The sequence below is a fragment of the Oleiharenicola lentus genome (assembly GCF_004118375.1).
Taxonomy (GTDB): Bacteria; Verrucomicrobiota; Verrucomicrobiia; order Opitutales; family Opitutaceae; genus Lacunisphaera; species Lacunisphaera lenta.
The window spans coordinates 407,452-431,478 of record NZ_SDHX01000002.1 but is presented as its reverse complement, the minus strand read 5'-3'; the positions used below and the strand labels follow the sequence as shown (position 1 = coordinate 431,478).

The 24,027-nt window shown below is 67.4% G+C and carries 22 protein-coding genes; 11 read left to right on the top strand and 11 right to left on the bottom strand.

The genetic code is table 11. From position 1 onward, the window contains the following. Positions 1-95 precede the first annotated feature (95 nt). From ESB00_RS15635 to ESB00_RS15610, 6 genes are all read left to right on the top strand, one after another. The gene (locus ESB00_RS15635) at positions 96-434 is read left to right on the top strand and encodes a hypothetical protein (RefSeq protein WP_129048727.1); all 339 of its coding nucleotides are present in this window, start codon (positions 96-98) and stop codon (positions 432-434) included. A 56-nt stretch (positions 435-490) separates the two neighbouring features. Continuing rightward, entirely contained in the window at positions 491-1,183 is a 693-nt protein-coding gene (gene creB, locus ESB00_RS15630) for a two-component system response regulator CreB (protein WP_129048726.1), read from the top strand. Then, entirely contained in the window at positions 1,180-2,544 is a 1,365-nt protein-coding gene (creC, locus tag ESB00_RS15625) for a two-component system sensor histidine kinase CreC (protein WP_129048725.1), read from the top strand. Before creB ends, creC begins: the two co-directional genes overlap by 4 nt. Positions 2,545-2,642: 98 nt before the next feature. Continuing rightward, positions 2,643-3,344, top strand: coding sequence for an inner membrane CreD family protein (locus ESB00_RS15620; protein WP_129048724.1), 702 nt, complete (start codon positions 2,643-2,645; stop codon positions 3,342-3,344). After that, positions 3,341-3,928: a hypothetical protein gene (locus tag ESB00_RS15615; RefSeq protein ID WP_129048723.1), complete on the top strand. Its 588-nt coding sequence runs from the start codon at positions 3,341-3,343 to the stop codon at positions 3,926-3,928. The genes ESB00_RS15620 and ESB00_RS15615 overlap by 4 nt, the downstream gene beginning before the upstream one ends. Before the next feature lie 73 nt (positions 3,929-4,001). After that, positions 4,002-4,826, top strand: a complete 825-nt coding sequence (locus ESB00_RS15610) for a metallophosphoesterase (RefSeq protein ID WP_129048722.1) — start codon at positions 4,002-4,004, stop codon at positions 4,824-4,826. A 74-nt stretch (positions 4,827-4,900) separates the two neighbouring features. Here the strand turns inward: ESB00_RS15610 and ESB00_RS15605 are convergent, their stop codons facing one another. The 6 genes from ESB00_RS15605 to ESB00_RS15580 form a co-directional block, all read right to left on the bottom strand. Then, entirely contained in the window at positions 4,901-5,482 is a 582-nt protein-coding gene (locus tag ESB00_RS15605; protein ID WP_129048721.1) for a peptidylprolyl isomerase, read from the bottom strand. Then, a complete protein-coding gene (locus ESB00_RS15600) occupies positions 5,479-6,054 on the bottom strand; it encodes a D-lyxose/D-mannose family sugar isomerase (RefSeq protein ID WP_129048720.1) in 576 nt (191 codons plus the stop codon). The genes ESB00_RS15605 and ESB00_RS15600 overlap by 4 nt, the downstream gene beginning before the upstream one ends. Beyond that, positions 6,051-7,574 (bottom strand): glycosyltransferase family 39 protein, encoded by a 1,524-nt coding sequence (locus ESB00_RS15595; RefSeq protein ID WP_129048719.1) that lies wholly within the window; start codon positions 7,572-7,574, stop codon positions 6,051-6,053. Before ESB00_RS15595 ends, ESB00_RS15600 begins: the two co-directional genes overlap by 4 nt. After that, positions 7,575-8,624 (bottom strand): Holliday junction branch migration DNA helicase RuvB, encoded by a 1,050-nt coding sequence (ruvB, locus tag ESB00_RS15590; RefSeq protein ID WP_129049916.1) that lies wholly within the window; start codon positions 8,622-8,624, stop codon positions 7,575-7,577. It lies immediately after the preceding gene. Between the two features lie 256 nt (positions 8,625-8,880). Further along, positions 8,881-10,173: a UDP-N-acetylglucosamine 1-carboxyvinyltransferase gene (locus tag ESB00_RS15585; protein WP_129048718.1), complete on the bottom strand. Its 1,293-nt coding sequence runs from the start codon at positions 10,171-10,173 to the stop codon at positions 8,881-8,883. A gap of 201 nt (positions 10,174-10,374) precedes the next feature. After that, complete coding sequence (locus tag ESB00_RS15580; protein ID WP_129048717.1) at positions 10,375-11,316, bottom strand: hypothetical protein; 942 nt, start codon at positions 11,314-11,316, stop codon at positions 10,375-10,377. A 212-nt stretch (positions 11,317-11,528) separates the two neighbouring features. Here ESB00_RS15580 and ESB00_RS15575 point away from each other — a divergent pair, with 212 nt between their 5' ends. Further along, positions 11,529-11,900, top strand: coding sequence for a dUTPase (locus tag ESB00_RS15575; RefSeq protein ID WP_129048716.1), 372 nt, complete (start codon positions 11,529-11,531; stop codon positions 11,898-11,900). A gap of 114 nt (positions 11,901-12,014) precedes the next feature. On the opposite strand, the gene ESB00_RS15570 is transcribed toward ESB00_RS15575, so the two are convergent. Further along, on the bottom strand, positions 12,015-12,548 hold the full coding sequence (locus tag ESB00_RS15570) for a hypothetical protein (protein ID WP_129048715.1): 534 nt from the start codon (positions 12,546-12,548) through the stop codon (positions 12,015-12,017). A gap of 241 nt (positions 12,549-12,789) precedes the next feature. Next, complete coding sequence (locus ESB00_RS15565) at positions 12,790-13,257, bottom strand: YiiD C-terminal domain-containing protein (RefSeq protein ID WP_129048714.1); 468 nt, start codon at positions 13,255-13,257, stop codon at positions 12,790-12,792. Positions 13,258-13,452: 195 nt separating this feature from the next. Between ESB00_RS15565 and ESB00_RS15560 the strand changes: the two genes are divergently transcribed. Then, on the top strand, positions 13,453-13,809 hold the full coding sequence (locus ESB00_RS15560) for a YciI family protein (protein WP_129048713.1): 357 nt from the start codon (positions 13,453-13,455) through the stop codon (positions 13,807-13,809). Between the two features lie 35 nt (positions 13,810-13,844). Further along, positions 13,845-14,207 (top strand): YciI family protein, encoded by a 363-nt coding sequence (locus tag ESB00_RS15555; RefSeq protein WP_129048712.1) that lies wholly within the window; start codon positions 13,845-13,847, stop codon positions 14,205-14,207. 27 nt (positions 14,208-14,234) lie between these two features. On the opposite strand, the gene ESB00_RS15550 is transcribed toward ESB00_RS15555, so the two are convergent. Next, positions 14,235-15,389, bottom strand: a complete 1,155-nt coding sequence (locus ESB00_RS15550) for a glycerate kinase family protein (RefSeq protein ID WP_129048711.1) — start codon at positions 15,387-15,389, stop codon at positions 14,235-14,237. A gap of 28 nt (positions 15,390-15,417) precedes the next feature. Beyond that, a complete protein-coding gene (locus ESB00_RS15545; RefSeq protein ID WP_129048710.1) occupies positions 15,418-16,467 on the bottom strand; it encodes a LacI family DNA-binding transcriptional regulator in 1,050 nt (349 codons plus the stop codon). A 149-nt stretch (positions 16,468-16,616) separates the two neighbouring features. Between ESB00_RS15545 and ESB00_RS15540 the strand changes: the two genes are divergently transcribed. Beyond that, the gene (locus ESB00_RS15540; RefSeq protein WP_129048709.1) at positions 16,617-17,759 is read left to right on the top strand and encodes an alginate lyase family protein; all 1,143 of its coding nucleotides are present in this window, start codon (positions 16,617-16,619) and stop codon (positions 17,757-17,759) included. A 159-nt stretch (positions 17,760-17,918) separates the two neighbouring features. Here the strand turns inward: ESB00_RS15540 and ESB00_RS15535 are convergent, their stop codons facing one another. Continuing rightward, positions 17,919-20,306: a TonB-dependent siderophore receptor gene (locus ESB00_RS15535; protein ID WP_164976250.1), complete on the bottom strand. Its 2,388-nt coding sequence runs from the start codon at positions 20,304-20,306 to the stop codon at positions 17,919-17,921. Positions 20,307-20,516: 210 nt separating this feature from the next. On the opposite strand from ESB00_RS15535, the gene ESB00_RS15530 reads away from it, so the two are divergent. Beyond that, positions 20,517-23,618, top strand: a complete 3,102-nt coding sequence (locus ESB00_RS15530; protein WP_129048707.1) for a DUF748 domain-containing protein — start codon at positions 20,517-20,519, stop codon at positions 23,616-23,618. The last annotated feature ends 409 nt before the right edge of the window (positions 23,619-24,027 follow it).

The following is a 24,027-nucleotide window of genomic DNA, read 5'->3' as shown; positions in this document are numbered from 1 at the left end:
GGTCAACGCAGGCTGGCCGAGGCTCTCAAACGTTAGAGCGAGGTAAATTTCCTCCGGCCGGCACCTGAAACCGATTCGCGGGTCTGGAAGGGCGCATGACACCTGGGCAAGCCTGCAACTTTCTGCTGATCGGACTGGGCATGATCGCCGGTCCGGCCATTTGGCCGCAGCATTTCACGGTCGAGCACCTGCGCAGCGCGAGCTGGCTGATCTTCATGGGCGGATTGCAGGCGATTGGCGGTTCGCTGGTGCTGGGGTTGGAGGCAGTCCGGGTTTCCCGGCGACTCAGTGAATGGGAGCCGCTGGACATCGACCTCACGCTGCCGGATGTGCCGTGGGCCATGCCCCCGTCGCTCTATTCCCTCTTGGAAGATACCGACGAAGTTGCCGTGGCCCTGCGTCTGCGTCAGCAGCTGTTGCGCCGGGTGGGTTGAGGGGCGCGGCTCGGGCCGTTCTTGCCACGCGACGGGCAAGCGGACAATAACCGCGCATGCCCGCCACCCGCCAGACGGTCCTCGTGGTCGAGGACGAGCAAGCCATCGCTGACACGATTGTCTATGCCCTGAAGACGGAAGGCTTCGAACCCGTCTGGAAAAACACCGGCCGCGAGGCGCTCGCCGTGCTCAAGACGCAGCTGGTTGCCCTCGTCGTGCTCGACGTCGGCCTGCCTGACATGAGCGGCTTCGATGTCTGCCGCGAGGCGCAGAAACTCGGCGCTCCGCCGGTGATCTTCCTGACAGCGCGCAGCGGCGAGGTGGACAAGATTGTCGGGCTCGAGCTCGGCGCCGACGACTATGTCGCCAAGCCTTTCAGCCCCCGTGAGCTCACCGCCCGCGTGCGCGCGATCCTGCGTCGTGCGAACGGCAAACCCGCGACGGAGGCCGCGGGCCCCGGCGGGATCTGGTCGCACGACGAGGCCCGCTGCCGCATCGGTTACCGTGGGCACGCGCTTGAGCTCACGCGCAACGAATACCGGCTGCTGGCGGCCTTGCTGGCCTCGCCGGGCCGGGTGTACAGCCGCGACCAGCTGATGGCGGCGGCGTGGGACGATCCGGGAGCCGCCACCGACCGCACGGTGGATGCCCATGTGAAATTGCTCCGCGCCAAACTGCGGGAGGCGGCGCCGGACTTTGATCCGATCGTCACGCACCGGGGGTTGGGCTATTCGCTGCGCGAGGAATGAGAATCCGCACGGCCATTTTCGCGGTGTATGTCGGTGCCTCGGCGCTGGGTTTGACGGCGGTGACCAGTCTGGTGTTGCGCGATGTGCGGCTCCGCTACGTCGAGTCCATGCGCCGCACGCTCGGCGACACGGCGGCCTACATGGCGGCCTTTGCCGCCCCGGCCAGTCCCGCGGAGGATTGGACCGCCAAGCTCGCGACCCTGCCCAAGCAGGTGGCGATGCTCCGGGTGTTCGCCTGCGACCGTGATGGCCGGGTCTTGTTCGACTCCGCGGGCCGAGATGTCGGGCAGGTTTATCAATGGAACATGTTTGGCGGCGGACGCTGGGCCTCCGAAAACTACACCCAGCCCAACGTGGCCGTCGTGGACGGCGAATTGCGGGTGGTTTCACGGGTGTTGGCCGGTGAATCGCATCTCGGCTGGGTTGGGGTGGGGCGGCCGTTGGCGGCGGTCGAGCAGGGGGTGCGGGAGGCCCGCTGGCGGCTGGTTTTCTACATCGGGCTGATTGCCGGCGGCATGATCGTGCTTGGGTGGTGGATTGCCGCCCGGCTCACCCACTCGCTGGAAAAACTGACCGCCTACGCGCGGAGCGTGCGCGATGGCCGGAAAGCCACCCCGCCGGGCTCGAAGGCGCGGGAGATCGCCGAGCTGGGCCGCGCCTTCGAGGAGATGCGCGAGGCGCTGGAAGGGCGGCAAAACGTGGAGCGCTACACGCAGACGCTGGCGCATGAGGTGAAGGCCCCGCTCGCCGCCATCCGCGGTGCGGCCGAGCTGCTCGACGAGACCATGCCGCCGATGCAGCGGCAGCTGTTCCTCAGCAACATCCGCAAGGAGGCCGCGCGGATCCAGCGCATCATCGACCGGCTCCTGGAGCTGTCCTCGCTGGAGGCGCGCAAGGATCTGCAGCAGATCGCCGAGGTTCCCGCGGCCAAGCTTGCGCAGGTGGCGGCCGACGTGGTGCGGAGCGCCTACGCGGCACGGAACGTGACGCTGCACGTGCAGGAGAGCGACGGGCCTGCCCTGCAGGGCGAGGCCGTGCTGCTGCGGGAGGCCCTGGTCAACTTGTTGCAGAACGCGCTGGATTTCTCCCCGCCCGGCGGAAAGGTCTCGCTCGGGTGGGTGCGGGAGCCGCAGAAGGTGGTTTTCCGGGTCGAGGACTCCGGGCCCGGCGTGCCCGACTACGCCCTGCCGCGGGTGTTTGAGCGTTTCTACTCGCTGCCGCGCCCCGACACGGAGCGGAAGAGCACGGGGCTCGGTCTCGCGCTCGTGCGCGAAATCGCCCACCTGCACGGCGGAGACGCCGCGCTGGAGAACCGCCCCGAAGGCGGCGCACGGGCGACGCTCTGGCTGCCGGCGGAGTGATATCAAGGGACGCGGGCCCTCCTGGGCGAGACGCCTTTTCCGCCCGATTTCACCGTCGCTTCATCCGGGCTTCACACAGGCCGGGCAGAGTGTGCGGCATGGAAAACGCCCAACCTCCTCTCCTCCCGCCGACGGCCCAGCGCCGGCGGCACGCCGTCACCCTGAAATTGCTCTTCATCGCCCTGCTGGTGCTGGTGCTGCAACTGCCCCTCGCCCTGATCAACGGGCTGAGGCAGGAACGCAGCGGCAACCGCGAAGCTGCGCACGCGCGCCGGGCCGCGGATGTCCAGTGGACCGAGACGGATCCGGTGCCGGCCTACTCGCCGGCCAGGGCCGCGGCCGAGGGCTACCGGATGGTCGAGCGCTCGCTCAAGCACAGCGTGCTGGTGCTGACGCTCGTGTTCGCCGCGTTCTTCCTGTTCGAGACCCTGGCCGGACTGCGGTTGCACGCCGTGCACTACGGCCTCGTGGGTGCGGCGCTCTGCCTGTTCTACCTCGCGCTGCTGGCGCTGGGTGAAGTGCTTTCGCCCGGGTCGGCCTACATCGGCGCCGCGGTGGCGTCATCGCTGCTGATTGTCGGCTACAGCATCTCGATCCTGCACAGCTACGCGCGGGCCGGCAGCATCGCCGCCCTGCTGGCCGCCGAGCACAGCGTGCTCTACGTGGTGCTGCGCATGGAGGATTTCGCGCTGTTGGCCGGGACGACCGCGCTGTTCGTCGTGCTCGCCGCCGTGATGTTCTTCACCCGCAACGTGGACTGGTTCGCCCAGGAAGCCGGCAAGACGGAGGCGCGGGCGTGAAGCCGCTTTTCGAGAGCGAGGCTTTTCAGGCCGAGCTGCCCGGCTGGACGCTGCGCGGCGTGCTCTGCGCCGCGAACAGCGCCTTTTGGGCCTGGATGATGGGTTTTCAGGCTCCGGCCGAAATCGCCGGCATGGTGGCGGGCGTGGCCTTCTGGGTGGCGGTATTTGCGGGCGTCTGTGTCTGGAATCCGCAATCCCGGCGTTGGCGGCGGACAGAGATCGTGGCGGCACTCAAATGGGCCGCGTGGATTAAGATCGGGTTGTCGGCCGGCGGCTGGCTGGTGTTCGCCGGTGCGAGTGCCGTCTCGGCCCCCGATCTGTCACCGATCGCCATGTTTGGCATGGTGGATATGCTGCTGGGCATGGCGGCCTTGGCGGTGGTCGCGTTCATGGCGGGGTTAAGTGATCCTGCCCGGGTGGCGGCGATGGATTCGTTCGGCTGGACCGCGCTGACCACCGTCGTGGAAGGCGTTCTGATGGCACTGGTCATTGTGGCGATTGCCGTGGTGGTGTGGCTGGTCTGGCGCGGTTGGGACGCTTGCCGGCAAGACCGGGCCCTTTCTCCTGTCCGCAATCCGGACTAGGAGGTTGTGCAGCCCCCGGGGCCGGCGTGCTCACCAAAAGCGCGGCCGGTTCCGGGCGGTTTCAGCAGAATCCATGATCACTCGAAGGCATTTTATCGCTCTCATGGCGGCGCCGGTGCTGACCGGACTCTATACTTGGGGAATCGAACCGACGTGGGCGGAGTATGTCCGCCTGCGTTTGCCGATCCGGAGCCTGCCAACGGTTTTGGCCGGCAGAACCTTGGTGCAGCTGAGCGACATTCATGTGGGTGACCGCGTCTCGTCCGGGTATCTGGCCGGAGTGTTTGCTGCGGTGGCGCGAATGAATCCGGATATCGTGGCCTACACGGGTGATTTCATTTCCTACGCGGGTCCCGATACTCTGGACCAGTTGCGACGGCTGGCTGACCGACTGCCGCGCGGAAGACTCGGCACGGTCGCGGTGATGGGAAATCACGATTACGGCGAGAACTGGATACAAGGGGAGGTGGCCGATGCGGTGGGCCAGATACTCACCGGGGTCGGTTGCGTGGTCCTGCGCAACGAGGCGGTTGATGTGCACGGATTGAAGATCGGAGGGTTGGACGACCTGTGGTCAGGCCGCTCCCGCTGGGGCCCATGGATGTCCGGTTTGAATAGCCCCGCGCTGATGTTGTGTCACAATCCCGACGCGTGTGATCTGCCCGGGTGGGGCGACTATCAAGGCTGGATTCTGGCCGGACACACTCACGGCGGACAATGCCGGCCGCCATTCCTGCCGCCTCCCATCCTGCCGGTTAAAAACACCCGTTACACGGCGGGAACGTTTGATCTGGCCGGCGGCCGACGCCTCTACATCAACCGCGGCCTCGGGCACCTGACCCGAGTGCGGTTCAATGTGCGGCCCGAAGTAACGATCTTCGAGCTCGCCCGTGCCTGAGTTGCGTCAGCGACGCGTGGGCTATTCCCTCAACGCATCGAGGCGGGATCAGCGATCCGCCCTCCCTGGTCTCGTTATGGCAGCCGCTCGATCTTCAGGATGCGGATGGCGGGGGTGAGTTTCTGGCCCTCGGCGGGGGCGGTTTGGATTTTCTTCACGATTTCCAGGCCCTTGGTCACGCGGCCGAAGGCGGCGAAGCCCTGGCCGTCGGGGTTGCGCTTGCCGCCGAAGTCGAGCTCCGGCTGGGCGCCGAGGCAGATAAAGAAATCCGACGTGGCGGTGTCCGGACCGGCGCGAGCCATGGAGAGAGTGCCGTCGAGGTGCTTCAGGCCGGTGTCACGGGTGCGCTCGAGGGCGAGGGGCGGCCAGTCCTTCTCGGCGAAATCCGGATTCACGCCGCCCTGGATCACTTCGATTTTCACCGTGCTGTGGGGCTGGTTGTCGGGGTTGAGCTTCACGGTGCGGTGAAACACGCCGCCGGTGTAGCGGCCGGCGTCCACGTATTTCAGGAAGTTGGCGACAGTGACCGGCGCTTGGTCGGCATGCAGTTCGGCTTCGATGGCGCCAAGTTCGGTGGTCAGGCGGATCTGCGGCCCGGCCCAGGCGGCGAGGGTCGTGGCGAGAGGGACGAGGAGAGCGAAGAGCAGTCTTTTCATGATTCGGAAAGCAGCCGGAAGGCGGCGGGTTCGTCCTCCTCGATCGCCGGGAAGCGACCGACGCGCGGGTCGAGGAAGAAGTTGTCGTGCAAGTCGTCGTTGGCGGTGGAGACTTCGCCGATGATGCAGTCGTCGCCGAGTGGAGCGAACTCGTGCCAGACGCCGGGCACGAGGGTCACGCGCGAGCCGGCCGCGAGGGGGAAGAGCCCGCCGGTTGGAACGGACACCGGTGCTCCGTTGATGGGCACGGTCAAGCTGGCGGGTTCTTGTCGGCCCGTCTCCGGCCGCGTTGGCCAGAGTCGCAGGCCGAGCTCCCCGTGGCGGCAGATGATGTCCTCCTTCTTGCGCGCGTGGGTGTGGCAGGGCGTGGTCTGGCCGCGGCGTGCATACATGAGTTTCTCGCAGTATTCGGGCTCGGTCGCGAGAGTGATGAGCACAAGGCCGAAGCGGTCGAAGTCGCCGAGACCGAAGTCGGTCACGTCCCAGCGCGGCGCCGGCGGCAGGTGCCAGTGGTGACGCGCAAAGCACGCCTGGGCCTCGCGGCAAATTCGGTTGAGGGCGGAGCGCTTCATGGCGCGGGTCCGGTCCGGCGCCAGACCGAGGCCTGGCGCAGCTCGGTCACGAGTTCCCAACGCCCCGGCAGGGCGGCGCGGACGGGATCCACTTCAAAGGGATAGAGCACGGCGTGGATCGGGCGGGCCCCGCGGTCGAGCCAGGCGAGGAACCGCGCGGACTGTTCCGGCGTGAGTTCGTTGAAGTTGAGGCTGGAGACCCCGGCATAGTAGAGCAGCGCTCCCGAGGTCTGGCAGCCCACGACCAGGTCGCCGGGGCGCAGGTTCTGCGCCGCCCATTCGCCCGCCAGCCGATAGGCCCGCTCGTCCAGTTCGGTGTGACGAATGCGCAGTTCGCGGTTCCAACTCGCCATCCAGGCGACCGTGGCGAGCACCAGCACCAGGGTGAGCGGCAGTTGCAGGCTCCGGCCGGGTCCGGGGTTTGCCGGCGTATCCCCGGCCGGCAAAAGGCGCGCGGCGAAAAGAACGGTCGGGAATCGCACTTCCTGCAGAACAAGGACCGCTGCGATCCCGGCCGCGGGCAGGGACGGCAGGATGAAGCGGAGATACCACCAGTGCTCGTGGGTACAGGCGTAGAAGGCGTAGAATGCAGGGAGAATCCCGCCCCACAGAACCAGCAATGCTTTCTTCCGGCGGCTGACGCGCAGGAACGGCAGCGCCACCGCCGCCAGCACCAGCGGACTCGCCACCACCGGAATCCAGAGCGCGTAGTGGCTGAGCGTGATCAGCACGTTTTTGAAGGCGAAGAGGCTGCTCACGTCACCGTAGCCGGTGGTGAGGATGCGGCCGTAGAGAGCGTGGTTGTAGGCCGCGAGGATGCGCGCGCCGGGAACGCCGCCGGCCACGAAGGTGAACCAGGCGCGCCGGTTGGGGACCAGCGCCACAAGGGCCGGCAGCACGAGCAGCAGGTTGGTCGGTCGCACCAGCACCGAAACCGAGAACGCTGCGCCGGCGGCCAGGGCCCAGCCGGAGTGGCGGGCGGAGCGCAGGGCGCAGAGCATGGCCAGCACCGTCCACGTCGTGGTCACCAGGTCGCTCATCGGTTGCAGGGCGTAGAACAGGGTCAGCGGCGACAGGCCCGCGGCGGCCGCGAGACCGGCCGCCCAGCCCGGGCGTACACCGAGTTCCCGGGCGGTGAGGTAGAGCAAGCCGACCAGACCGAGCGCGGCCAACACTGCCACCAGCGTGGCGGCCGGCCCCAGGCCGATCACGCGGCCCGCCGCCGCGAAGTGCAGCGGCAAGCCCACGGGATAACTTGGCACCAGGTCGGAACCCCGGGGATTCGGGCTGTAGCCCAGCGGAGCCAGCAGCGCGCGAGGGAGCAGGTCGGGCGGAAACTCTGCCGGGGGAGTGAGCGGGGCGGTGAGTCGTCCCGCCAACAGCAGGCGCGCGCTGTTCAGGTAGCCCGACGAGTCCGAGCCGCCGGCGTAGGGCGCGTGATACCAGGCGATGAAGAAGGCATAGGCCGCGAGCGCCGCGCCGACGGCGAGCAAAGTGAGCCTGCCACGCGGCCGGTCCATTTAAAGCAAGGTGGCCTGATCGCCGCCGGTGGCGGCCTTGAGGCCGATGGCGCCGTAGCCTTTGGCGGTGAGCACGCGGCCCTGGGCGGTGCGGGCGAGGTAGCCTTCCTGGATCAGGAAGGGCTCGTGGACTTCCTCCAGCGTGTCGGCCTCTTCGCCGACGGCGATGGCGATGGTGCCGAGTCCGACGGGACCGCCCTGGTAGTGGGCGGCCATGAGGCGGAGGATGCGCTTGTCCATTTCGTCGAGGCCGGCGGCATCGATCTCGAGGAGTTCGAGCGCGGCGGCGGCGACGGGCTGGGTGATTTTGCCCTTCGCTTTTTCGGAGGCGTAGTCGCGAACGAAATTGACGAGGTTGTTGGCGATGCGCGGCGTGCCGCGGGCACGGGCGGCGATCTCTTTCGCGCCGGCGCTATCAATCTCGACCTTGAGCAGGCCGCAGCTGCGGCGGACGATACCCTCGAGGGTGGCGCGGTCGTAGTAGTCGAGGCGGGTGTTGAGCGTGAACCGCGAGCGCAGCGGCGCGGTGAGCAGGCCGGCGCGCGTCGTGGCGCCGACGAGCGTGAACTTCGGGATCGAAAGGCGCACACTGCGGGCGTTGGGGCCCTGGTCGATCATGATGTCGAGGCGGAAGTCCTCCATCGCCGAGTAGAGGTATTCCTCGACGGTCTTCGGGATGCGGTGAATCTCGTCGATGAAGAGAAGATCGCCCTCCTCGAGGTTGGTCAGCAGACCCGCGAGGTCGCCCGCCTTCTCGATGACCGGGCCGGAGGTCACGCGGACGTTGCGGCCGAGTTCCTGGCCGAGGATGAAGGCGAGGGTGGTCTTGCCGAGGCCGGGCGGACCGGAAAGCAAAATGTGGTTCAGCGCCTCGCCGCGGCGCTTCGCGGCGCCGACCATGACCTGGAGGCGCTCGACCGTCTTGGGCTGACCGGCGAAATCGCCGAAGGAAAGCGGCCGCAGGGCCGCCTCCGTGGGGGAAGTCGGGGCCGACAACGCCCCGGTGATGAACCCCAATCCGGTGGCCCCGGCGGCAGGCGGCGCGGCCATTTTTGATTTTTGATTCTCGATTTTGGATTGGGACACGGAGGAAGCGGCAGAGGGTTTAACCACAGATGGCACGGATAGACACGGATGGTCTGATCAACAAGGGCAACCTGTCATCCTGAACGGAGTGAAGGATCCAGGATTCAATTCGCTCGCGGGGATCATGCTGGATTTTTCGCTGGGCTCAGAATGACACGCAAGGGCGGGTTTTGTCTGGCTCGGGAATTCGAAAATCAAAAATCGAGAATCCAAAATCCTGTCAGCGCCACTCCACGTCGGCGCCGAGGGAGCGGAGGTTTTCGACGAAGTTGGGGTGGGCGCGCTTGATGGTGTCGGCGTTCTTCACCACGGATTTCCCCGGGATGCTCGCGGCGACCATGTAGAGCGCGACGGCGGCGCGGATGATGTAGGGGGCCTCGACGGTGGTCGGGCGCAGGGGTTTGGCGCCGAAGACGGTCACGCGGTGCGGGTCGCTCACGACGACGTGCGCGCCGAACTTCGCCAGTTCCGACATCCAGGTGAAGCCGCCCTCATAGACCTTGTTCCAGAACATGACCTCGCCCTTCGCCCGCACGGACAGCGCGATCATGCAGGGCAGCAGGTCCACGGGAAAATAGGGCCAGGGCGCGGCCTCGATCTTGGGCAGGAGGTTGGTTGTGAACGGTTGCTCAACGAGGAGCTTCTGCCGGCGGCGCACGATCGCGGTGTCGCCGTCGTGCTCGACCTTCACGCCGAGCTTGGCGAAGGAGCGCGTGATCAGGTCGAAGTGGTGCGGCAGCGAATTCTTCACGCGCACCTCGCCGCCGGTGATGGCGCCCAGCGCGAGGAAGGTGACGATCTCGTGGTGGTCGCTGGCGATGGTGAACGTGCCGCCCTTGAGCCGGGCGACGCCGGTGACGGTGAGCTGGCTGGTACCGAGGCCCTCGATTTTTGCGCCCATGGCGGCGAGCACGGCGCACATGTCCTGCACATGGGGTTCGCTGGCGGCGTTGAGCAGCACGGACTCGCCCTCGGCGAGCACGGCGGCCATCACGAAATTCTCGGTGGCCGTGACCGACATGTAGTCGGGCCAGTGGCGCGCGCCGCGGAAACGGTCCTTGAGCGAGAGCGTGAGCGTGCCGCCGCGCGTGGCGACCTTGGCGCCGAGTTTCTCGAGGATCTCCAGGTGCGGGTCGAGTTCGCGGATGCCGAGCGCGCAGCCCTTGGCGTTGGCGGGCAGCGCGAATTTCTTCATGCGCTGCAGAAGCGGCGCGAAGAGCAGCACGGAGGAGCGCATGCCGGCGGGGAGTTCGCCGTTGAGGCGACTGCCGTCGAAGCCGGAGTGGTCGAGCGTCATCGTGCCGGCGGCGCGGTCCCAGGCGACGACCGAGCCCTGCTCGGAGAAGAAGGTGACGAGCTTCTCGACGTCGGTGATGAGCGGGACGTTCCGGAGCGTGACCTTGGCGTCGGTGAGGAGCGTCGCGCAGAGGATCGGCAGGACGGAATTCTTGTTGCCCGAGGGCGTGATGGTGCCGCTGAGGGGTTTGCCGCCGTGGATGATGAGGTCGGACATGGACGAACAGTAAAGGGTCTAGGTTCTGGGGTCTGGGGTCCCGGGCCGGGCAGCGCGGGCGGCGCAACCGCGGGGCGATCCATCGGGCTGGATTGCTTCGTCGCTTCGCTCCTCGCAATGACAGGACATGAAAAAGGCGTCCGCGGGTGCGGACACCTTGAACGTGTGTCGCGCGTCAGGCGCGGACAAGTTTTAAGTGGCTCAGATGCTGCCGCTGGAGCGGGTGCCCTGGGACTCGCCGTCGTGGGAGCGACCGCGACCCCCGCGGCCGCCGCGATGACGGCGCTGGCCGCCGCCTTCGCCGCCGCGACCACCACGGCCGCTGCGGTGACGGCGGTGACCTCCCTCGCGGCGCTCGTCACCGGACGCCTCGCCGCCGGCGGAGATCGGGGCGGAAGCGGGCGCGGACTCGCTGCCGAAGAGGCCCTTGAGCCAGCCGAGGAAACCGCCGGACTTGGCGGGGGCCGGGGCGTGGCTGCGCGCTTCGGGCTTGGCCGGAGCGGAGGCCTCGGCACGGGGCGCGTGTTCGCCGGCGGGCCGGCGTTCGCGCGGTGCGCCACCCCAGTTGCGGGGCGTCGGCACGAACTTCACGCCCGGGCGGACGTAGAGGAATTGCGGCGGGATGGAGTCGATATCGACCTCCTCGGCCGGGGCTTCGCTGCGCTCCTCGCGGGGGGCGCGCTCGCGGCGCGGCTCGCGGGTCGGCGAGAAACCTTCGCTCTCCCAAGTCTGGGCGGGCGCGGAACGCTGTTCGGCCGGGGGCAGGATGTTCAGTTCGGCGGGTTCTTCGGCGACCGGGGCGGGCGCCGGAGCCGGGGCGGGCTTGGCGGCAACGGTCTCGATGACGGGGAGCGTCTCGGCGACCGGGGCGGGGACCGGAGCGGCGGGGGCGGCTTCGGCGGCCGGTTCACCGGCAGGAGCGAACGGGTTGGTGTATTCGCGGGGGGCGTTAACGACTTCGATCGCGGTGGGCTTGTAGTCGGACGGAGCAGCGCTGGCGGAGGAGGCCGCGGCGGTGCTCGGACGCTTCCCGCGGGCCAGGCCCGAGCCGCGGGTGGTGCCGAAGGTCGGGAAAGCGGCTTCAGGAGCCGGGGTGGTCGCGGTGGCATCGGCGGGCGCACCGGACGTTTCTGTGGAGGACATGTCTATGTTGTTGGTGGTGAGAGCGCCTGCCCGGAGGCGGCGCGGTTGTTGCCAGCCGGAGCTCGTGGTGTCGTGCTCTCGCCCTTCGATTGCGCTTGGGGCGGACGGCGGCAGGAAAGCAGCAGCATCTTACGATGCATTATGAGGGCAACGCTATTTTTCCCCGGCGCGGGGCTTGCCAGTCGGAAGCGGCCCGCCCAAGCTCCGCGCCCATGGACAAACTTGAGGAGATCTTTCGTATGCAAGATGCGCTCAATAAGCGCATTGGAGTGAATCTGCCCCCGCCCTCCGACGAGGAAAAGGCCAAGTGGATCCTCAACTACACCCGCGCCATGCAGCAGGAAACGGCCGAGCTGATCGACAGTGTGCCGTGGAAGTGGTGGGCCAAATACCAGAAGTTCGACGAGCAGAACGCCAAGGTCGAGGTCGTGGATCTTTTCCACTTCCTCGTCTCGCTCGCGCAGACCCTCGGCATGACCCCGGACGACGTGTATCAGGCCTATCTGAAGAAGAACGCCGTCAACCACCAGCGTCAGGACAGCGGCTACGTGAAAAAGGACGAGGCCGACTCGAAGCACATCTGAGCGAAACGCGGCGCGTTTCTCTCAAGTAACAAGGGGCAGGTTTCCAAGTAACAAGAGAGAGGGCTGCCTTCGGATCGGACCTTGGCCCTTGATCCTTGTTACTTCGCCGTCGATTTATTCGCGGGCGCGCAGGAAGAGGAACACGCCCACATCGTGGCCCAGCGGGCCGGTCATGGTGTTTTCGATGCGCTGGATCTTCACGGTGACCGCGGCGCCATTGCTCGCGGGGCTGAGCGTGAACATGAACACCTCGTCACCGCCGCGTTTGGCCCGGATGAGGAACTTCACTTCCTCGTCGGTGGCCTGGAAGCCTCCGTTGCGGGTCCACTCGCTGGTCCATTCCTGGCGTCCCTCGGTGTTTTTGGTGACAATTTTCAGGCTGCGCTCCTCCTGCACGATCTCGACCTGCGCGATACCGCCGTGGGCCTTGAGCCCACGCGCATGGTCGAACTCCAGCGCGAGCAGCGCGCGCAGCGAAACCGGGCCGTCGTAGGCCGGCTTGGCGGACACCACCGTGCCCTCGCCCTCGTAGGTGCCACCGACGGAGACGGGCGCCGCTTGGAGCGTGGACACGGCGAGGCCGGCAACGGCCAGGGTTACGAAGAGGAAAAGGCGGCGGAACCAGGAAGGGGCGGTGGCGGCATGCATGGGGTGATTTCTCCACCGGGAGCCAACCGCTAAGACCTGCGCCCGGCAATCCGTAATACGGGCAAACTTGAGCAGACTAGATTAAGGGGTAGCCGCTTTGGAGCGCAGTCCCTCGACAGGCTCGGGACCTTGAGCTTGTCGAAACGGCGACAAAGTCCTCGTCCCCTGACCACGCATTCGCCTGCGGCTTAAGCGTGGCTGCAACATTTTGAATGTGCTGCAGGCCGGGCGGTATGTCCGTTCAGACGATGGCGACAAAGCTGCCGTGGAACTCCACGGCGGGTTTGCCGTTGGCGCCCTCGACGACGGACTCGAGGTCCATGCGCGCCTTCCTGAAGCGGCGCAGGTCGTCGAGGAATTCCGCCGCGATGCCCGGAGGCGGGCGCTCGCAGACGGCGCGAAACGTGCCGCGCACGGGCTGGGCGTAGTTGGCGTAGCTCTTCTTCACCACCACATGGCCGTCCACGCCGCCCTCGACGAGGAGCGTCCAGAGTGCGGCGTAACAGGCGAGGGTGGGGAGCGTGTGCAGCGCCCCGCCGAAGGCCGACCCGAGGTGATTTATATTGGGGGCGAGCGGAGCCTCGAGAATCAACCGGCCCGGGCCCGTCTGGACGACGCGGATGCCCATGGCGGCCGTGAGCGGAATCTTGGCGTGGAGAAATTTCTCCAGCGTGGCCGGGGTCATGCTGGCGGGAACGTGGTCGCTCATGCGGGTCGGAATAAACGGGGTGAGCGAGCCGGCGCAAGCGCGGCGGCGAGGTGGAGCCGGCGCTCCGCGCAGGCTGGAGGGCGACGCTTGCGAACCAGCCCGCGCGGAGCGCGGGCTCCACCTCAGTGAGAAATCTTCGTCCGGGGTGTCCGGAATCGCCCGGTTCGTTCGTTGTCTTTACGAACCCTCCGATAAATGAGCACCCCTTCCCAATACATGCTGCTGCTTCTCCAGCCCGGCGCCGGTCCGGGGCCCACGCCGGCCGAACTGCAGGAAATCATGGCGCGCTTCGGCGTCTGGATGGGCGAACTCTACGCCAAGCGGATCGTCGTCGCGACCAACGGCCTCGAGCCCACCGGCAAGATCGTGCGCGAGCCGGGCGGCACGGTGATCACCGACGGTCCTTACGCCGAGGCCAAGGAGATCGTCGGTGGCTACATCCTCATCAACGCCGCCAGCCTCGACGAAGCCGTGCAGATCGCGCGCGGCTGCCCGGGCCTGCACTACCGCCTCGCCGTCGAGGTGCGCCCCGTCAAGAACATGGCGCGCTGAAATTTTCCTCCTCCCTCCCTTAGCCAGAAAACGTCATGAGCACTCCGTCCCCTTCCTTCATGTTCATCTTCCGCGAGCCGGTGACGGCGAGCGGCCAGGCTCCGGTGGAGACACCGGAATCCTTCCAACGCTGGCTCGATTGGGTCGGGCGCCTGCGCGCCCAGGGCCAATATGTCGGCGGTGATCCGCTCGAGCCGGCCCCCGGCGGCGTGTTGCGCGGCAAGCAGACCGTGTCGGTCACCGACGGCCCCTACGCCGAGGCGAAGGAGATCGTCGGCGGCTACATGGTGATCCGGGCCGGCAGCCTCGCCGAGGCGATGACGATTGCCCGCGAATGCCCGGGCCTGCCCGACGGTGGCTCGGTGGAGGTGCGCCAGGTGATGCCGGTGATGGAGTGAGGCCGCGTCACTCCCCGATGGGATTGATCAAGGCGTGCGTTCTGCGGCGGCCAACCGCGAGTCGCATAAGCCGCACGTCCGCGCGACCGCCTCCGCCAGCAATTCCGGACAGCGCGCGAGCGCCTCGGGCAGCGGCAGGCCGGCGGGCGTGATGGCGTGATGAAACCCGTCTGCGGTGATCCCGAGGCTGCCGGCGAAAACATGCGCCGTCTTGCCCTGCCGGCGGGCCTCCCGCACCAGCGAACCCGGACCCTTGCCCGCGAGCGAAGTCGCGTCGAAGCGGCCCTCGCCGGTGATCACGAGGTCTGCGGCGGCGATCCGGTCGGCGAGGCCGAGCCAGTCCGAGACGAGTTCGAAACCCGGCGTCAGGGTCGCTCCGGCCGCGACCATCAGGCCGCACGCGATGCCGCCGGCCGCGCCGGCGCCCGGGGTTTCGGTGGCGGTGAACGGCTGCCCCGCTGCCGCGCAGAGCAGCGCGGCCACGCGGGCCATCTCCGCGTCGAGGCAGGGCACGTCGGCCGGTTTCAGGCCCTTTTGCGGACCGAAGGTGGCGGTCGCGCCGTGCGCCCCGAGGAGAGGATTCACCACATCGCAGGCGATGATGATCCGCGGCAGGCACGCGCCGCCGCCAATCCGTCGGAGGTGCGGCCAGTTTTCCGGCAACGGCTCACGGTCGAACAACCACCCGAGTGCGGCGAGGGCGCCGAGGCCGAGGTCGTTCGTCGCGCTGCCGCCCACGCCGAGCACGATCACGCTGGCCCCGGCGTCGCGGGCGTGGCCGATCAGTTCTCCGGTGCCGCGCGTGGTGGTGCGCCACGGGTTGCGCCGGTCCGGGGGCACCAGTTCCAGCCCGCTGGCGGAGGCCATGCCGATGACGGCGATCCGTTCCGCGGGCGCGAGCGCAAGCCGCGACCGGACCGGCGGCGGCAACTTGGCCGCATCCACGAAGCCGATGGGCGCGCGGACCGTTGCCCCCATCGGCCCGGTCACGGCGTGGCAATCGAGCCGGCCGTGCGCGGCCTTGGTCAGGATTTCGCCGAACGATTCGCCGCCGTCGGTCAGCGGGCAGAGGTCGAGCTCCCAATCCGGGTGCGTGTGGCGCAGCACCCGGGCGGCGACCTCACACGCGGCCTCGGCGGAGAGGGCGTCCTTGAACTTGTCGAAGGCGATCAGAGCGCGCATGGGAAAACTTTCGGAGCGGGCGCGGGGTTCAGGCCAGTTCGCTTTCCGGCGCGCGCAGGGTCCGGCCCTCGTTCCAGACGCCCTCGACCATGATGACGCGGGTCTGCTCGGGCAGGCCGCGCTCGTTGCGCTCCAGCTGGCCCACGATGGCGTCGATGGCGGTCGCGCCGAGCAGCCGGCCGTTCTGCCAGATGCCGCTGCAGGAGTGCGGCCGCTCCGGCAGGGCCAGGCTGGCAAAACCAAGATCACGCGGCACGCGACGGCCGACCTTTGCCAGGTGGTCGAGCAGCACATCGTGCGCCGGGGTGACGATCACGTCGGGCTTTTCCTTTTTCAGCCATGCCATGACGGGCGCCAGATGGGCCCAATCCTCGAGCAGCAGCGTCTTGGTGAGGCGAAACCGGGGCATGAGGTGCCGGCCCGCCAGCAGCCCGCCGTCCCAGCGGGCGTGGAAGTGCTGCCGATGCTGGCGCAGCAGGAGCAACCCCGGCCGCTCGTAACCGCGCCGGTGGCATTCGCGGGCCACCTGCAGGCTGGAGAAAAAATGATCGTTGCACACCGAGGTGATCGTGAGCGAGGGCAACGGCACGCCAAGGCGCACGGCGGAAAATTGTTCCCAGGCCAGGCCCGGCGGCGGCGCCCCGGCCGGGAGCGGACCGAGCAGCAGCCCCTGGATGCCCCGGTGGTGCAGCATGGCGCTGAAGCGCGCCGCCGACATGCCGTCGCGGTGCAGCCAGAACTCCTCCGTCCGGTAACCGAGCTGCTCGGCGCGGGCGATGGCGCCCTCGCGCATCTGGCGCACCGTGAGGCTGGCGGTTTCACGCCAGCCGTGCTCGGAGTCGAGTCCGTTGACCAGCGCGAGCACGGGGTGATCCTGCCGCGGACGCCCCTGCCGCCGGCTGCGCATGAGAGCCGAGACGTAGGGGTTGGGCCGGTAGCCGAGCCGCTCGGCCATCGTGCGGATCCGGGCGCGGGTCGCCGCGGGGATGCGCGGGTTGTTTGCGAGGGACATCGAGACCGTGGCCTGCGTCACGCCGGCCTGGGCGGCGATGGTCTTCATGGTCACGGGGCGCGGCATGGGCGGGGTTGCTTAACCAGATAAGCACAAGCAGCCCGGGCTCCTGCCAAGCAAAATGGGTTTGTTGCGGCCCGGGGTTTGAAGAAAATGCTGAACGGTATAACCAGTCGCGCACTTGCCTGCGCCGGTCCGGCCCCAGACTTCGTCCCATGCTTTCGCTCCTCGCCCTGTCGCTTGCCCTGCTGCCCGCGTTTAATTTGGCGGGCCATGAAAAACCCCGGCTGCTCCGGCAGGCGGAGGCTGCGCAGGTGGCCGAGCCCGTCACGATCGTGAGCGTGCGCAATCCGCGCAGCGCCGGCGGGGCGCACGACTTCTCGTCGGAGGGCGACTACTGGTGGCCGGACCCGGCGAATCCCGAAGGGCCCTACATCCAGCGCGACGGTCTGAGCAACCCCGACAACTTCGTCGCCCACCGCCGGCTGATGCTGGATTTCACGCGCGATGTCGGCACGCTTGCGTCGGCTTACAAGGTCACCGGCGACGAGCGCCACGCTGCCGCCGCGGTGCGGCACCTGGAGGCGTGGTTTGTCACGCCGGCCACGCGCATGAACCCGAGCCTGCTTTATGCCCAGGCCATCAAGGGCCGCGTCACCGGCCGCAGCATCGGTGTGATCGACACGTTGCACCTCGCCGAGGTGGCGCTCGCGGTCGAGGCTCTGCGCGGCTCACAGGCGCTCACCGCGGAGAAAGACGCGGCCATCACCGGCTGGTTCCGCAATTACCTGAACTGGATCTCGACGCACCCCTACGGCGTCGAGGAGAGCCGGGCGAAGAACAACCACGGCACCTGCTGGACGCTGCAGGCGGCGTGTTTTGCGCGGCTGGTGGGCGACGAGGCGATGCTGGCCGAGTGCCGGCGGCGGCTCGTCGCGGTGCACCTGCCCGACCAGATGGCGGCGGACGGCAGTTTTCCGCAAGAGCTGCGCCGCACCAAGCCCTACGGCTACTCGATCTTCAACCTCGACGTGATGGCCGCGGTCGCGGTCGTGCTGTCCACGCCGGAAGACGATCTCCTGCGTTTCACGCTGCCCGACGGACGCAGCCTCGTGCGCGGCGTGGAATTTCTGGCCCCGTTCATCGCGGACAAGGCAAAGTGGCCGGGCCAGCCCGACGTGATGTATTGGGACGAGTGGCCCGTGCGGCAGCCGTTTTTGCTGTGGGGTGCGCAAAGCACGGGCCGGAACGACTGGCTCAAGCTCTGGCTGTCGCTGGAGGCGGCTCCCCAGGTTGAGGAAGTGCGGCGCAACTTTCCCATCCGCGAGCCGGTGTTGTGGACGCGGGGGAAGGGGTGAGGAGTGGCAAGAGTTTTTGTGGAGCCGGCCCGCCCTCGGGCCGGTTTTCGATCTCCGGGACGGGGGCGCCCCGGCTCCATTTCAGAGGAGCGGTGCCCGCAGCAATAAAGGCGGAGCCTTGCGGCTCCGCCTTCCTATCTATCCTGACTGACCCAAAACTCAGTCGCGGGAGAGGCCGAGCGTGTAGCTCACGAAGACGCCGCGCGGGTCGCCGAGGGTCCGGTTGACCTTCAGGTAGTCGCGGTCGAAGACGTTGTTCACGTTGAAGCGCAGCTGGTGGCTGAGCGCGGAACCCTGTTTCCATGAATAGGTGACACCGAGATTCCAGAGGGTGAACGACGGCACGGTGAGCTTCCACTGGTTGGTGGTGCGGGTGAGGCTGCGCACGCCGCCGGCGCCGGTGGCGTAGGTGTCGCCGGCGTTGGGGGCCTCGGTGGGGGTCTCGGCTACGTAGGTCACGCCAAGGTTCGCGGAGAAGCCCTTCAGCCGGCCCTCGCTGCCGCTGTACTTCAGATAGACGCTGCCGTTTTCCGGCGAGATGTTCTGCACCTTGCGGCCGACGGACAACGGAAACGCGGTGCCGAAGTCGCTGTAGATGGCCTTCACGTGGCCGAAGCTCAGGCCGGTGGACCAGTGGCGGTCCACCGCCCAGTTCACGTCGGCTTCCCAGCCGGTGTCCTTCTGGTCGCCGTCGGGGCGCGTGATCTGCACGAAGTTGCCGGAACCGACGGGCGATTCCTCAATGTCGGTCACACGGACGTTGAAGCGGCGGATGTCGAACAGGCCGATGGTGTAGTTGAGGCGGTCGCCGAACAACGAGCCCTTGATGCCGTAGTCCCAGCCCTTGGCGGTTTCGGGCTGGTAGAGCGGGTTGGCGATGTCGGCCGGGTTGTCGGTCTGGTTGACGAAGTAGCTCTCGGCGTAGTTGGCATAGACGCGGAAGCTGTCTCGCACCTTGTAGAGCACGCCGAAATTGGGCTTGGTCTGGTTGACGGTGCGCTTGACGACGACGGGGTTGGTGAGCGTGCCCTGGACGCCGTTTACGGTCGCGAGGTATTCGAGTTCGCTGAACTTCACCTTGTCGAAGCGCGCGCCGAAGTAGGTGAGCAGCGCGTCGTCGAGCCAGCGGGCCTCGTGGCGGACCATGCCGCCGAAGACCGTGGCGCGGCGGCGGGTGAGGCGCGTGAGGTTGGCGAGCGGGGCGTCGTCGAGGCCGGCGCCGAAGTAGGTGAGCGGGGCGACAGGCCGGTAGTCGGGCGTGAGCGCCACGACGCGGCCCGAGCCGGCGGCGGACCAGGCGGCGAGCGCGGCCGCGGCGCCGCTGTTGCGCGTGGGGTCGTAGCGGTAGTAGTCGTTGAAATCGACGGTCACGAGCGTCTTGTTGGCGACCCGGCCGCCGAGCAGGTCGTAGCGCGCGACGGTGTCGAACTGCAGACCGCCGCCGTCCTCGAAGATCAGGCCGCGGTTGGGCGCGGCGCCGCGCGTGGAGGTGAGGTTGGCGGAGGCGGTGGTGCTGTTGATGGTGACGGCGCCGAAGCCGGTGTTCTGGTTGTAGTCCCAGCGGTCGGCGGCGAAAATCTGGCCGCCGACACGGATGCTCACGGTGTCGTTGAGCTGGCGGTCGTAGGAGAAGTAGCCGGTGTTGGAGCCGCGGTAGAGCTCGCTGTGCGGGCCGAAGGCGTTGTAGCGCGCGAGATTCATGGCGTAGCCGACGGCCTCATCGTCGAGATTGCTCGCGGTGCTCTTCAGGTCGGTCACGACCGGCGCGGCGCCCTGCGGAGCGTTGCGGTATTGCTTGAAATACTCGGCCGAGACGAGGAGGCGGCCGCCGTTGTCGAACTCATGCTTGAGGGCGAGAAAGGCCTGGTTTTCACGGATGTGGAACCAGTCCATGAGGTCGGCGCCGCCGCGGTTATACTGGCTGGCGATCAGGATGTGGTAGGTCTTGGGCGAACCGAGCGTGCCGGTGCTTTGCAGGGTCGCCTGGGCGGTGTCGTAGCTGCCGCCGCGGAGCGTGAGCTTATAAGCGTTCTCCTTGCGCGGGCCTTTTGAGATCATGTTCACCATGCCGCCGGGCGAGGTGCGGCCGTAGATGCCGGCGTTGGGGCCCTTGATGATCTCGAGGCGGTCGATGTTGGTCTGACCGTAGCGGCCGAGGCGGTAGAAACCGTCGCGCAGCTGCGAACTGGAGGTGAAGCCGCGGAGGTTGAAGCCGCCGCCGATGTCGAGGCCGGTCATGCCGCCGACCCCCACGAGCGTGTCGTCGAGCTGGAACAGCGCGAAGTCCTCGAAGAACTCGCTGGTGACGACGTTGACGGTGTAGGGCAGGTCCTTGATCTGCGTGGCGACGCGCGTGCCGGTCATGGTCTCGGCGGCGACGTAGCCGCGGTTTTCGTCGGCCTTCACCTCGAAGGGTGAGAGCTTGAGCACCTCTCCGTCGGCCTTGGGGTCGGGGACGGCGGGGGGATTGGCAGTTTGGGCCAGCACGGCGGGGAGTGCGGCAAGGGCGGCGAGAACCGCCCCGAAGGGGTGGCGAAGGGGCTTCATGGTGTAGGTGGGGTGGACCAGTCGCGGCGCAGATCGAGGCGTCGCGTCCGGAGGGGTGGTTGGCCGCACCGTAGCGGACCCTCGCGCGGCAAAAAGAATCGCGACGGTTACATCCTTAACTACAGCCGTCGTCGGAGCCGTTTGGCCGGGGCGGGCGCTGGGGATAAATCGGCATTGTCGGGTCGGACCGTGCGCGGGTAGCATGATGGCATGAAACCGGTGCAGGCTCCCTCGCGTTGGCGTCGCAAACTCTGGATCGCAGGCGGACTGCTCGCCGCCTATGCCGTGGGCGGATTCCTCGTCGCGCCCGGGATCGTGAAGTCGCAGCTGGAGAAGCACGCCACCGCCGCGCTCGGCCGCACCGTCACGGTGGGCAAGGTGAAGGTGAACCCCTTCGCCGTTTCGCTCACCCTGGAGGACTTGGATGTGCGCCTGAAGGAGGGCACCGGCTCCTTCCTGCGCTGGCGCCGGCTTTATGTGAACGCCGACCCGCTGACCTCCGTGGTCGGAGCGTGGAAACTCGGCGCGGTCGAGCTCGACGGGTTTCAGGTGACCGCGATCCTGCACCCGGACGGCACCTTCAACTTTGCCGACATCCTGGAAAAACTCACCGCGGCGCCCGCCGGGGCTCCGGCCGCCGGGCCGGGCAAACCGCCGCCCGCGGTGCAGGTCGGCCGTTTGGTCGTGCAACAGGCGCAACTGAACTTCGTGGACGAGTCGCGTTCGCGGCCGTTCTCCACCGCGCTGGGGCCGGTCAGTTTCAACCTCACGGAATTCCACACCACGGCCGAGCGCGGCGCGCCCTATCATTTCGAGGCGGTCTCGGAGAGCGGCGAGCGTTTCACCTGGACCGGCACGATCAGCGCGGCGCCGCTGTCGTCCGCGGGCGAGTTGAAGCTGGAGAACATCCAACTACCCAAATATGCGGCCTACTACGCCGACTTCGTGCAGGCCGATCTCACCGGCGGCCGCCTCAGCGTGGGCGGACGCTATGAGGCGAAGTTCGACCGCGAGAACCGCGAGATGAAGCTGCTGGGCGGCACCCTGCAGCTTCGCGACTTGAATCTCGTAGAACGCAGCAACCAGCACCCCGTGTTAGCACTTCATGAATTGGGAATTCAGGGAATCACCGCTGACATTTTTCGACATCAGGCGCAGATTGGAACGATTGGAATGGGCGGAGGGCAGCTCAACGTGCGGCGAGAGGCAGACGGTTCGATTAACCTGCTCCAATTGCTGCCGGCGAGAACGGGTCCACGGGCAAATGAAATGGCCGTCTCTTCGCGTGCGTCCGGAGGGGATCCAATCAATTTCGTGATCCGAGAAATTGACCTGCGGGACTTCGGCATCGTAGTGGAGGATCTGGCAACCCCTCGCAGCACACCGCTCGCAACCACGATCGTGCGTCTTGGTCTTTTGGAGGTCACACTGGCCGAAAAGGCAGAGATACCACTGGACATGTCCCTCACGTGGGCACCGACGGGCACCGTGAACGTCAAGGGCGTCCTGGCGCTCATGCCGGAGTTAAAGGCGTCGCTGCAAACTGATGTGGCCAAATTCTCCTTGATCCCTCTCGGTCCCTACTTGGAGCGGTTTGCAAACGTCCACCTCGCCCAAGGCGCGGCTTCGGGCAGCGGAATGGTGACCTTTCAGATGAGCGGCGACACCCCGGCCATCACCTTCGACGGCGGCTTGACGGTGGCGCAACTCGGCTTGGTGGACGCCGCGCACAACGAACCGCTGGTCGGATTCACGTCGCTCTCACTTACCGGGCTCAAGGCCAGCACCGCCCCGCAGCTCACCGTGAGCGTCGACGAAGTGAATTTCACCGCGCCCTATGCGCGCGTTTTCGTGGCCAAGGACGGAGCGTTCAACCTCGCGGCCTTGGCTCAGACCTCCACGCCGGCGGCCCCGGCCGAGGGCGCCGACCCGGCGCCTCCGGCTCCACTCGCGCCGGCACCCGCACAGGCGGCGGCGCCTTTGCCGAAGATCACCATCGGTCGGGTCGTGATCGCGGACGGTGATTTCAGTTTCGCGGACGGCTCGCTCGAACCCAACGTGCGCCTGGCTGTCACGCAGTTCGGCGGCACCATCGCGGGACTTTCCTCGGAAAATCTCGCGCGCGCCGACGTGGATCTGAAGGCGTCGGTCAACGGTGCCGGCCCCATCGCCATCACGGGCCGGATGGACCCGCTCGGCGTGAAAAAGTTCGTGGACCTGAAGGTGGACTTCCGGAACGTGGACCTCGTCCCGCTCAGTCCCTACAGCGGCAAGTTCGCCGGCTTCGAGCTCGCGCGCGGCCAGCTGAACCTCGATGTGAAAGCCAGGCTCGACGACAAGCAGCTCGACGCGGAGAACGTCATCACCCTGAACCAGTTCACCTTCGGCGCCCCGGTGGAGAGCCCCGACGCCACCAAGCTGCCCGTGCGGCTGGGCGTCGCCTTGCTCAAGGACATGGACGGGAAGATCGTGATCGACGTGCCCATGACCGGCAGCATCGACGATCCGAGCCTGCGCATCGGCAAGGTGGTGTGGCGCGTGATTGGCAACCTGCTGACCAAGGCCGCCACCTCGCCCTTCGCCTTGCTGGGCTCGATGTTTGGCGGCGGCGGCGACGAACTGGCGTTCCAGGAATTCGCCCCCGGCGGCCGCGAATTGCTGCCGGCCGAGACGGCCAAGCTGGCGACGATGGTCAAGGCTCTCACGAACCGGCCGGGCCTGAGCCTCGCCATCGAGGGCGGCTTTGACGCCCCGGCCGACACGGCCGCGCTCCGGCAACACAAGCTCGCGGCCCTGCTGCGCAGCCGGATCTGGGAGGAGATGCGCGCGGCCAATCCGAATCTGCCGCCGCCAGAGCAGCTGGAGATCGCCCCCGAGGCCCGGGCCGCGATGCTGAAGAAACTCTTCGACGAGAAATTTCCCCCGGGCACTGAACTGGTCGCGCCCCCGCCTCCCGCCCCCGCCGTGGCCGCCGCGCCGGCCCCGGTGCGGAAAAATCTGCTTCGCCGCGTCGTGGACGCCTTCACCACTCCGCCGGCGCCGGCCACACCGGCCGCGGACCCCGTGGTGACAACGGTGCCGGACCCGGCCACCGCCACCGGACCCACGCCGGAGGAAATGACCGCCCGCCTTGTCGAGACGATGGAGGTCACCGACAACGACCTGCGCGCGCTGGCCGAGTCCCGGGCGCAGCGCGTGCGCGACTATTTCCTCACCGAAGGAAAAATCGCGGGCGACCGGCTTTTCCTCTCCGCCGGCAGCCCGACCCAGGCGGAAAACAAGGGGCCGCGCGTGTTCCTGTCGCTGCAGTGATCACGCAGATGGAGCCGGCCCGCTCGCGGACCGTTTGCTTGCAATTCCGGGAAGAGGTCGCCCCCGGTGCCGGTCTCTTCTCCTACCAAATGCCAGAAGCTTTTAGATTATTGTCATCGCGAGGCCCGCAGCGCGGGCCGTGGCGATCCAGTCCCTCGACGGGCTCGGGACCTTGAGTGGTTCGACTTTGCTCACCACCCTGAGCCAGTCGTAGGGCTTGTCGAAACGGCTGGATTGCTTCGTCGCTACGCTCCTCGCCATGACAGTCTAAAAGCTATGGGACGCTGGTATCAGCCGGAATCCGTCGATCAGGGTGGAGCGACCTGCTCCTCAGGGCGCTGGCCACGCAGCGGTCTTCCTCAGCGCGTTGGGGAGCAACGCGCTCCACCGTTTGGTCCGGCGGATGGGG

What these genes read in the sequence shown, in the direction of transcription:
- ESB00_RS15635 (WP_129048727.1), top strand. Translation starts at nt 96, where the DNA reads ATGACACCTGGGCAAGCCTGCAACTTTCTGCTGATCGGACTGGGCATG.
- creB (WP_129048726.1), top strand. Translation starts at nt 491, where the DNA reads ATGCCCGCCACCCGCCAGACGGTCCTCGTGGTCGAGGACGAGCAAGCC.
- creC (WP_129048725.1), top strand. Translation starts at nt 1,180, where the DNA reads ATGAGAATCCGCACGGCCATTTTCGCGGTGTATGTCGGTGCCTCGGCG.
- ESB00_RS15620 (WP_129048724.1), top strand. Translation starts at nt 2,643, where the DNA reads ATGGAAAACGCCCAACCTCCTCTCCTCCCGCCGACGGCCCAGCGCCGG.
- ESB00_RS15610 (WP_129048722.1), top strand. Translation starts at nt 4,002, where the DNA reads ATGATCACTCGAAGGCATTTTATCGCTCTCATGGCGGCGCCGGTGCTG.
- ESB00_RS15605 (WP_129048721.1), bottom strand. Translation starts at nt 5,482, where the DNA reads ATGAAAAGACTGCTCTTCGCTCTCCTCGTCCCTCTCGCCACGACCCTC.
- ESB00_RS15600 (WP_129048720.1), bottom strand. Translation starts at nt 6,054, where the DNA reads ATGAAGCGCTCCGCCCTCAACCGAATTTGCCGCGAGGCCCAGGCGTGC.
- ESB00_RS15595 (WP_129048719.1), bottom strand. Translation starts at nt 7,574, where the DNA reads ATGGACCGGCCGCGTGGCAGGCTCACTTTGCTCGCCGTCGGCGCGGCG.
- ruvB (WP_129049916.1), bottom strand. Translation starts at nt 8,624, where the DNA reads ATGGCCGCGCCGCCTGCCGCCGGGGCCACCGGATTGGGGTTCATCACC.
- ESB00_RS15585 (WP_129048718.1), bottom strand. Translation starts at nt 10,173, where the DNA reads ATGTCCGACCTCATCATCCACGGCGGCAAACCCCTCAGCGGCACCATC.
- ESB00_RS15580 (WP_129048717.1), bottom strand. Translation starts at nt 11,316, where the DNA reads ATGTCCTCCACAGAAACGTCCGGTGCGCCCGCCGATGCCACCGCGACC.
- ESB00_RS15575 (WP_129048716.1), top strand. Translation starts at nt 11,529, where the DNA reads ATGGACAAACTTGAGGAGATCTTTCGTATGCAAGATGCGCTCAATAAG.
- ESB00_RS15570 (WP_129048715.1), bottom strand. Translation starts at nt 12,548, where the DNA reads ATGCATGCCGCCACCGCCCCTTCCTGGTTCCGCCGCCTTTTCCTCTTC.
- ESB00_RS15565 (WP_129048714.1), bottom strand. Translation starts at nt 13,257, where the DNA reads ATGAGCGACCACGTTCCCGCCAGCATGACCCCGGCCACGCTGGAGAAA.
- ESB00_RS15560 (WP_129048713.1), top strand. Translation starts at nt 13,453, where the DNA reads ATGAGCACCCCTTCCCAATACATGCTGCTGCTTCTCCAGCCCGGCGCC.
- ESB00_RS15555 (WP_129048712.1), top strand. Translation starts at nt 13,845, where the DNA reads ATGAGCACTCCGTCCCCTTCCTTCATGTTCATCTTCCGCGAGCCGGTG.
- ESB00_RS15550 (WP_129048711.1), bottom strand. Translation starts at nt 15,389, where the DNA reads ATGCGCGCTCTGATCGCCTTCGACAAGTTCAAGGACGCCCTCTCCGCC.
- ESB00_RS15545 (WP_129048710.1), bottom strand. Translation starts at nt 16,467, where the DNA reads ATGCCGCGCCCCGTGACCATGAAGACCATCGCCGCCCAGGCCGGCGTG.
- ESB00_RS15540 (WP_129048709.1), top strand. Translation starts at nt 16,617, where the DNA reads ATGCTTTCGCTCCTCGCCCTGTCGCTTGCCCTGCTGCCCGCGTTTAAT.
- ESB00_RS15535 (WP_164976250.1), bottom strand. Translation starts at nt 20,306, where the DNA reads ATGAAGCCCCTTCGCCACCCCTTCGGGGCGGTTCTCGCCGCCCTTGCC.
- ESB00_RS15530 (WP_129048707.1), top strand. Translation starts at nt 20,517, where the DNA reads ATGAAACCGGTGCAGGCTCCCTCGCGTTGGCGTCGCAAACTCTGGATC.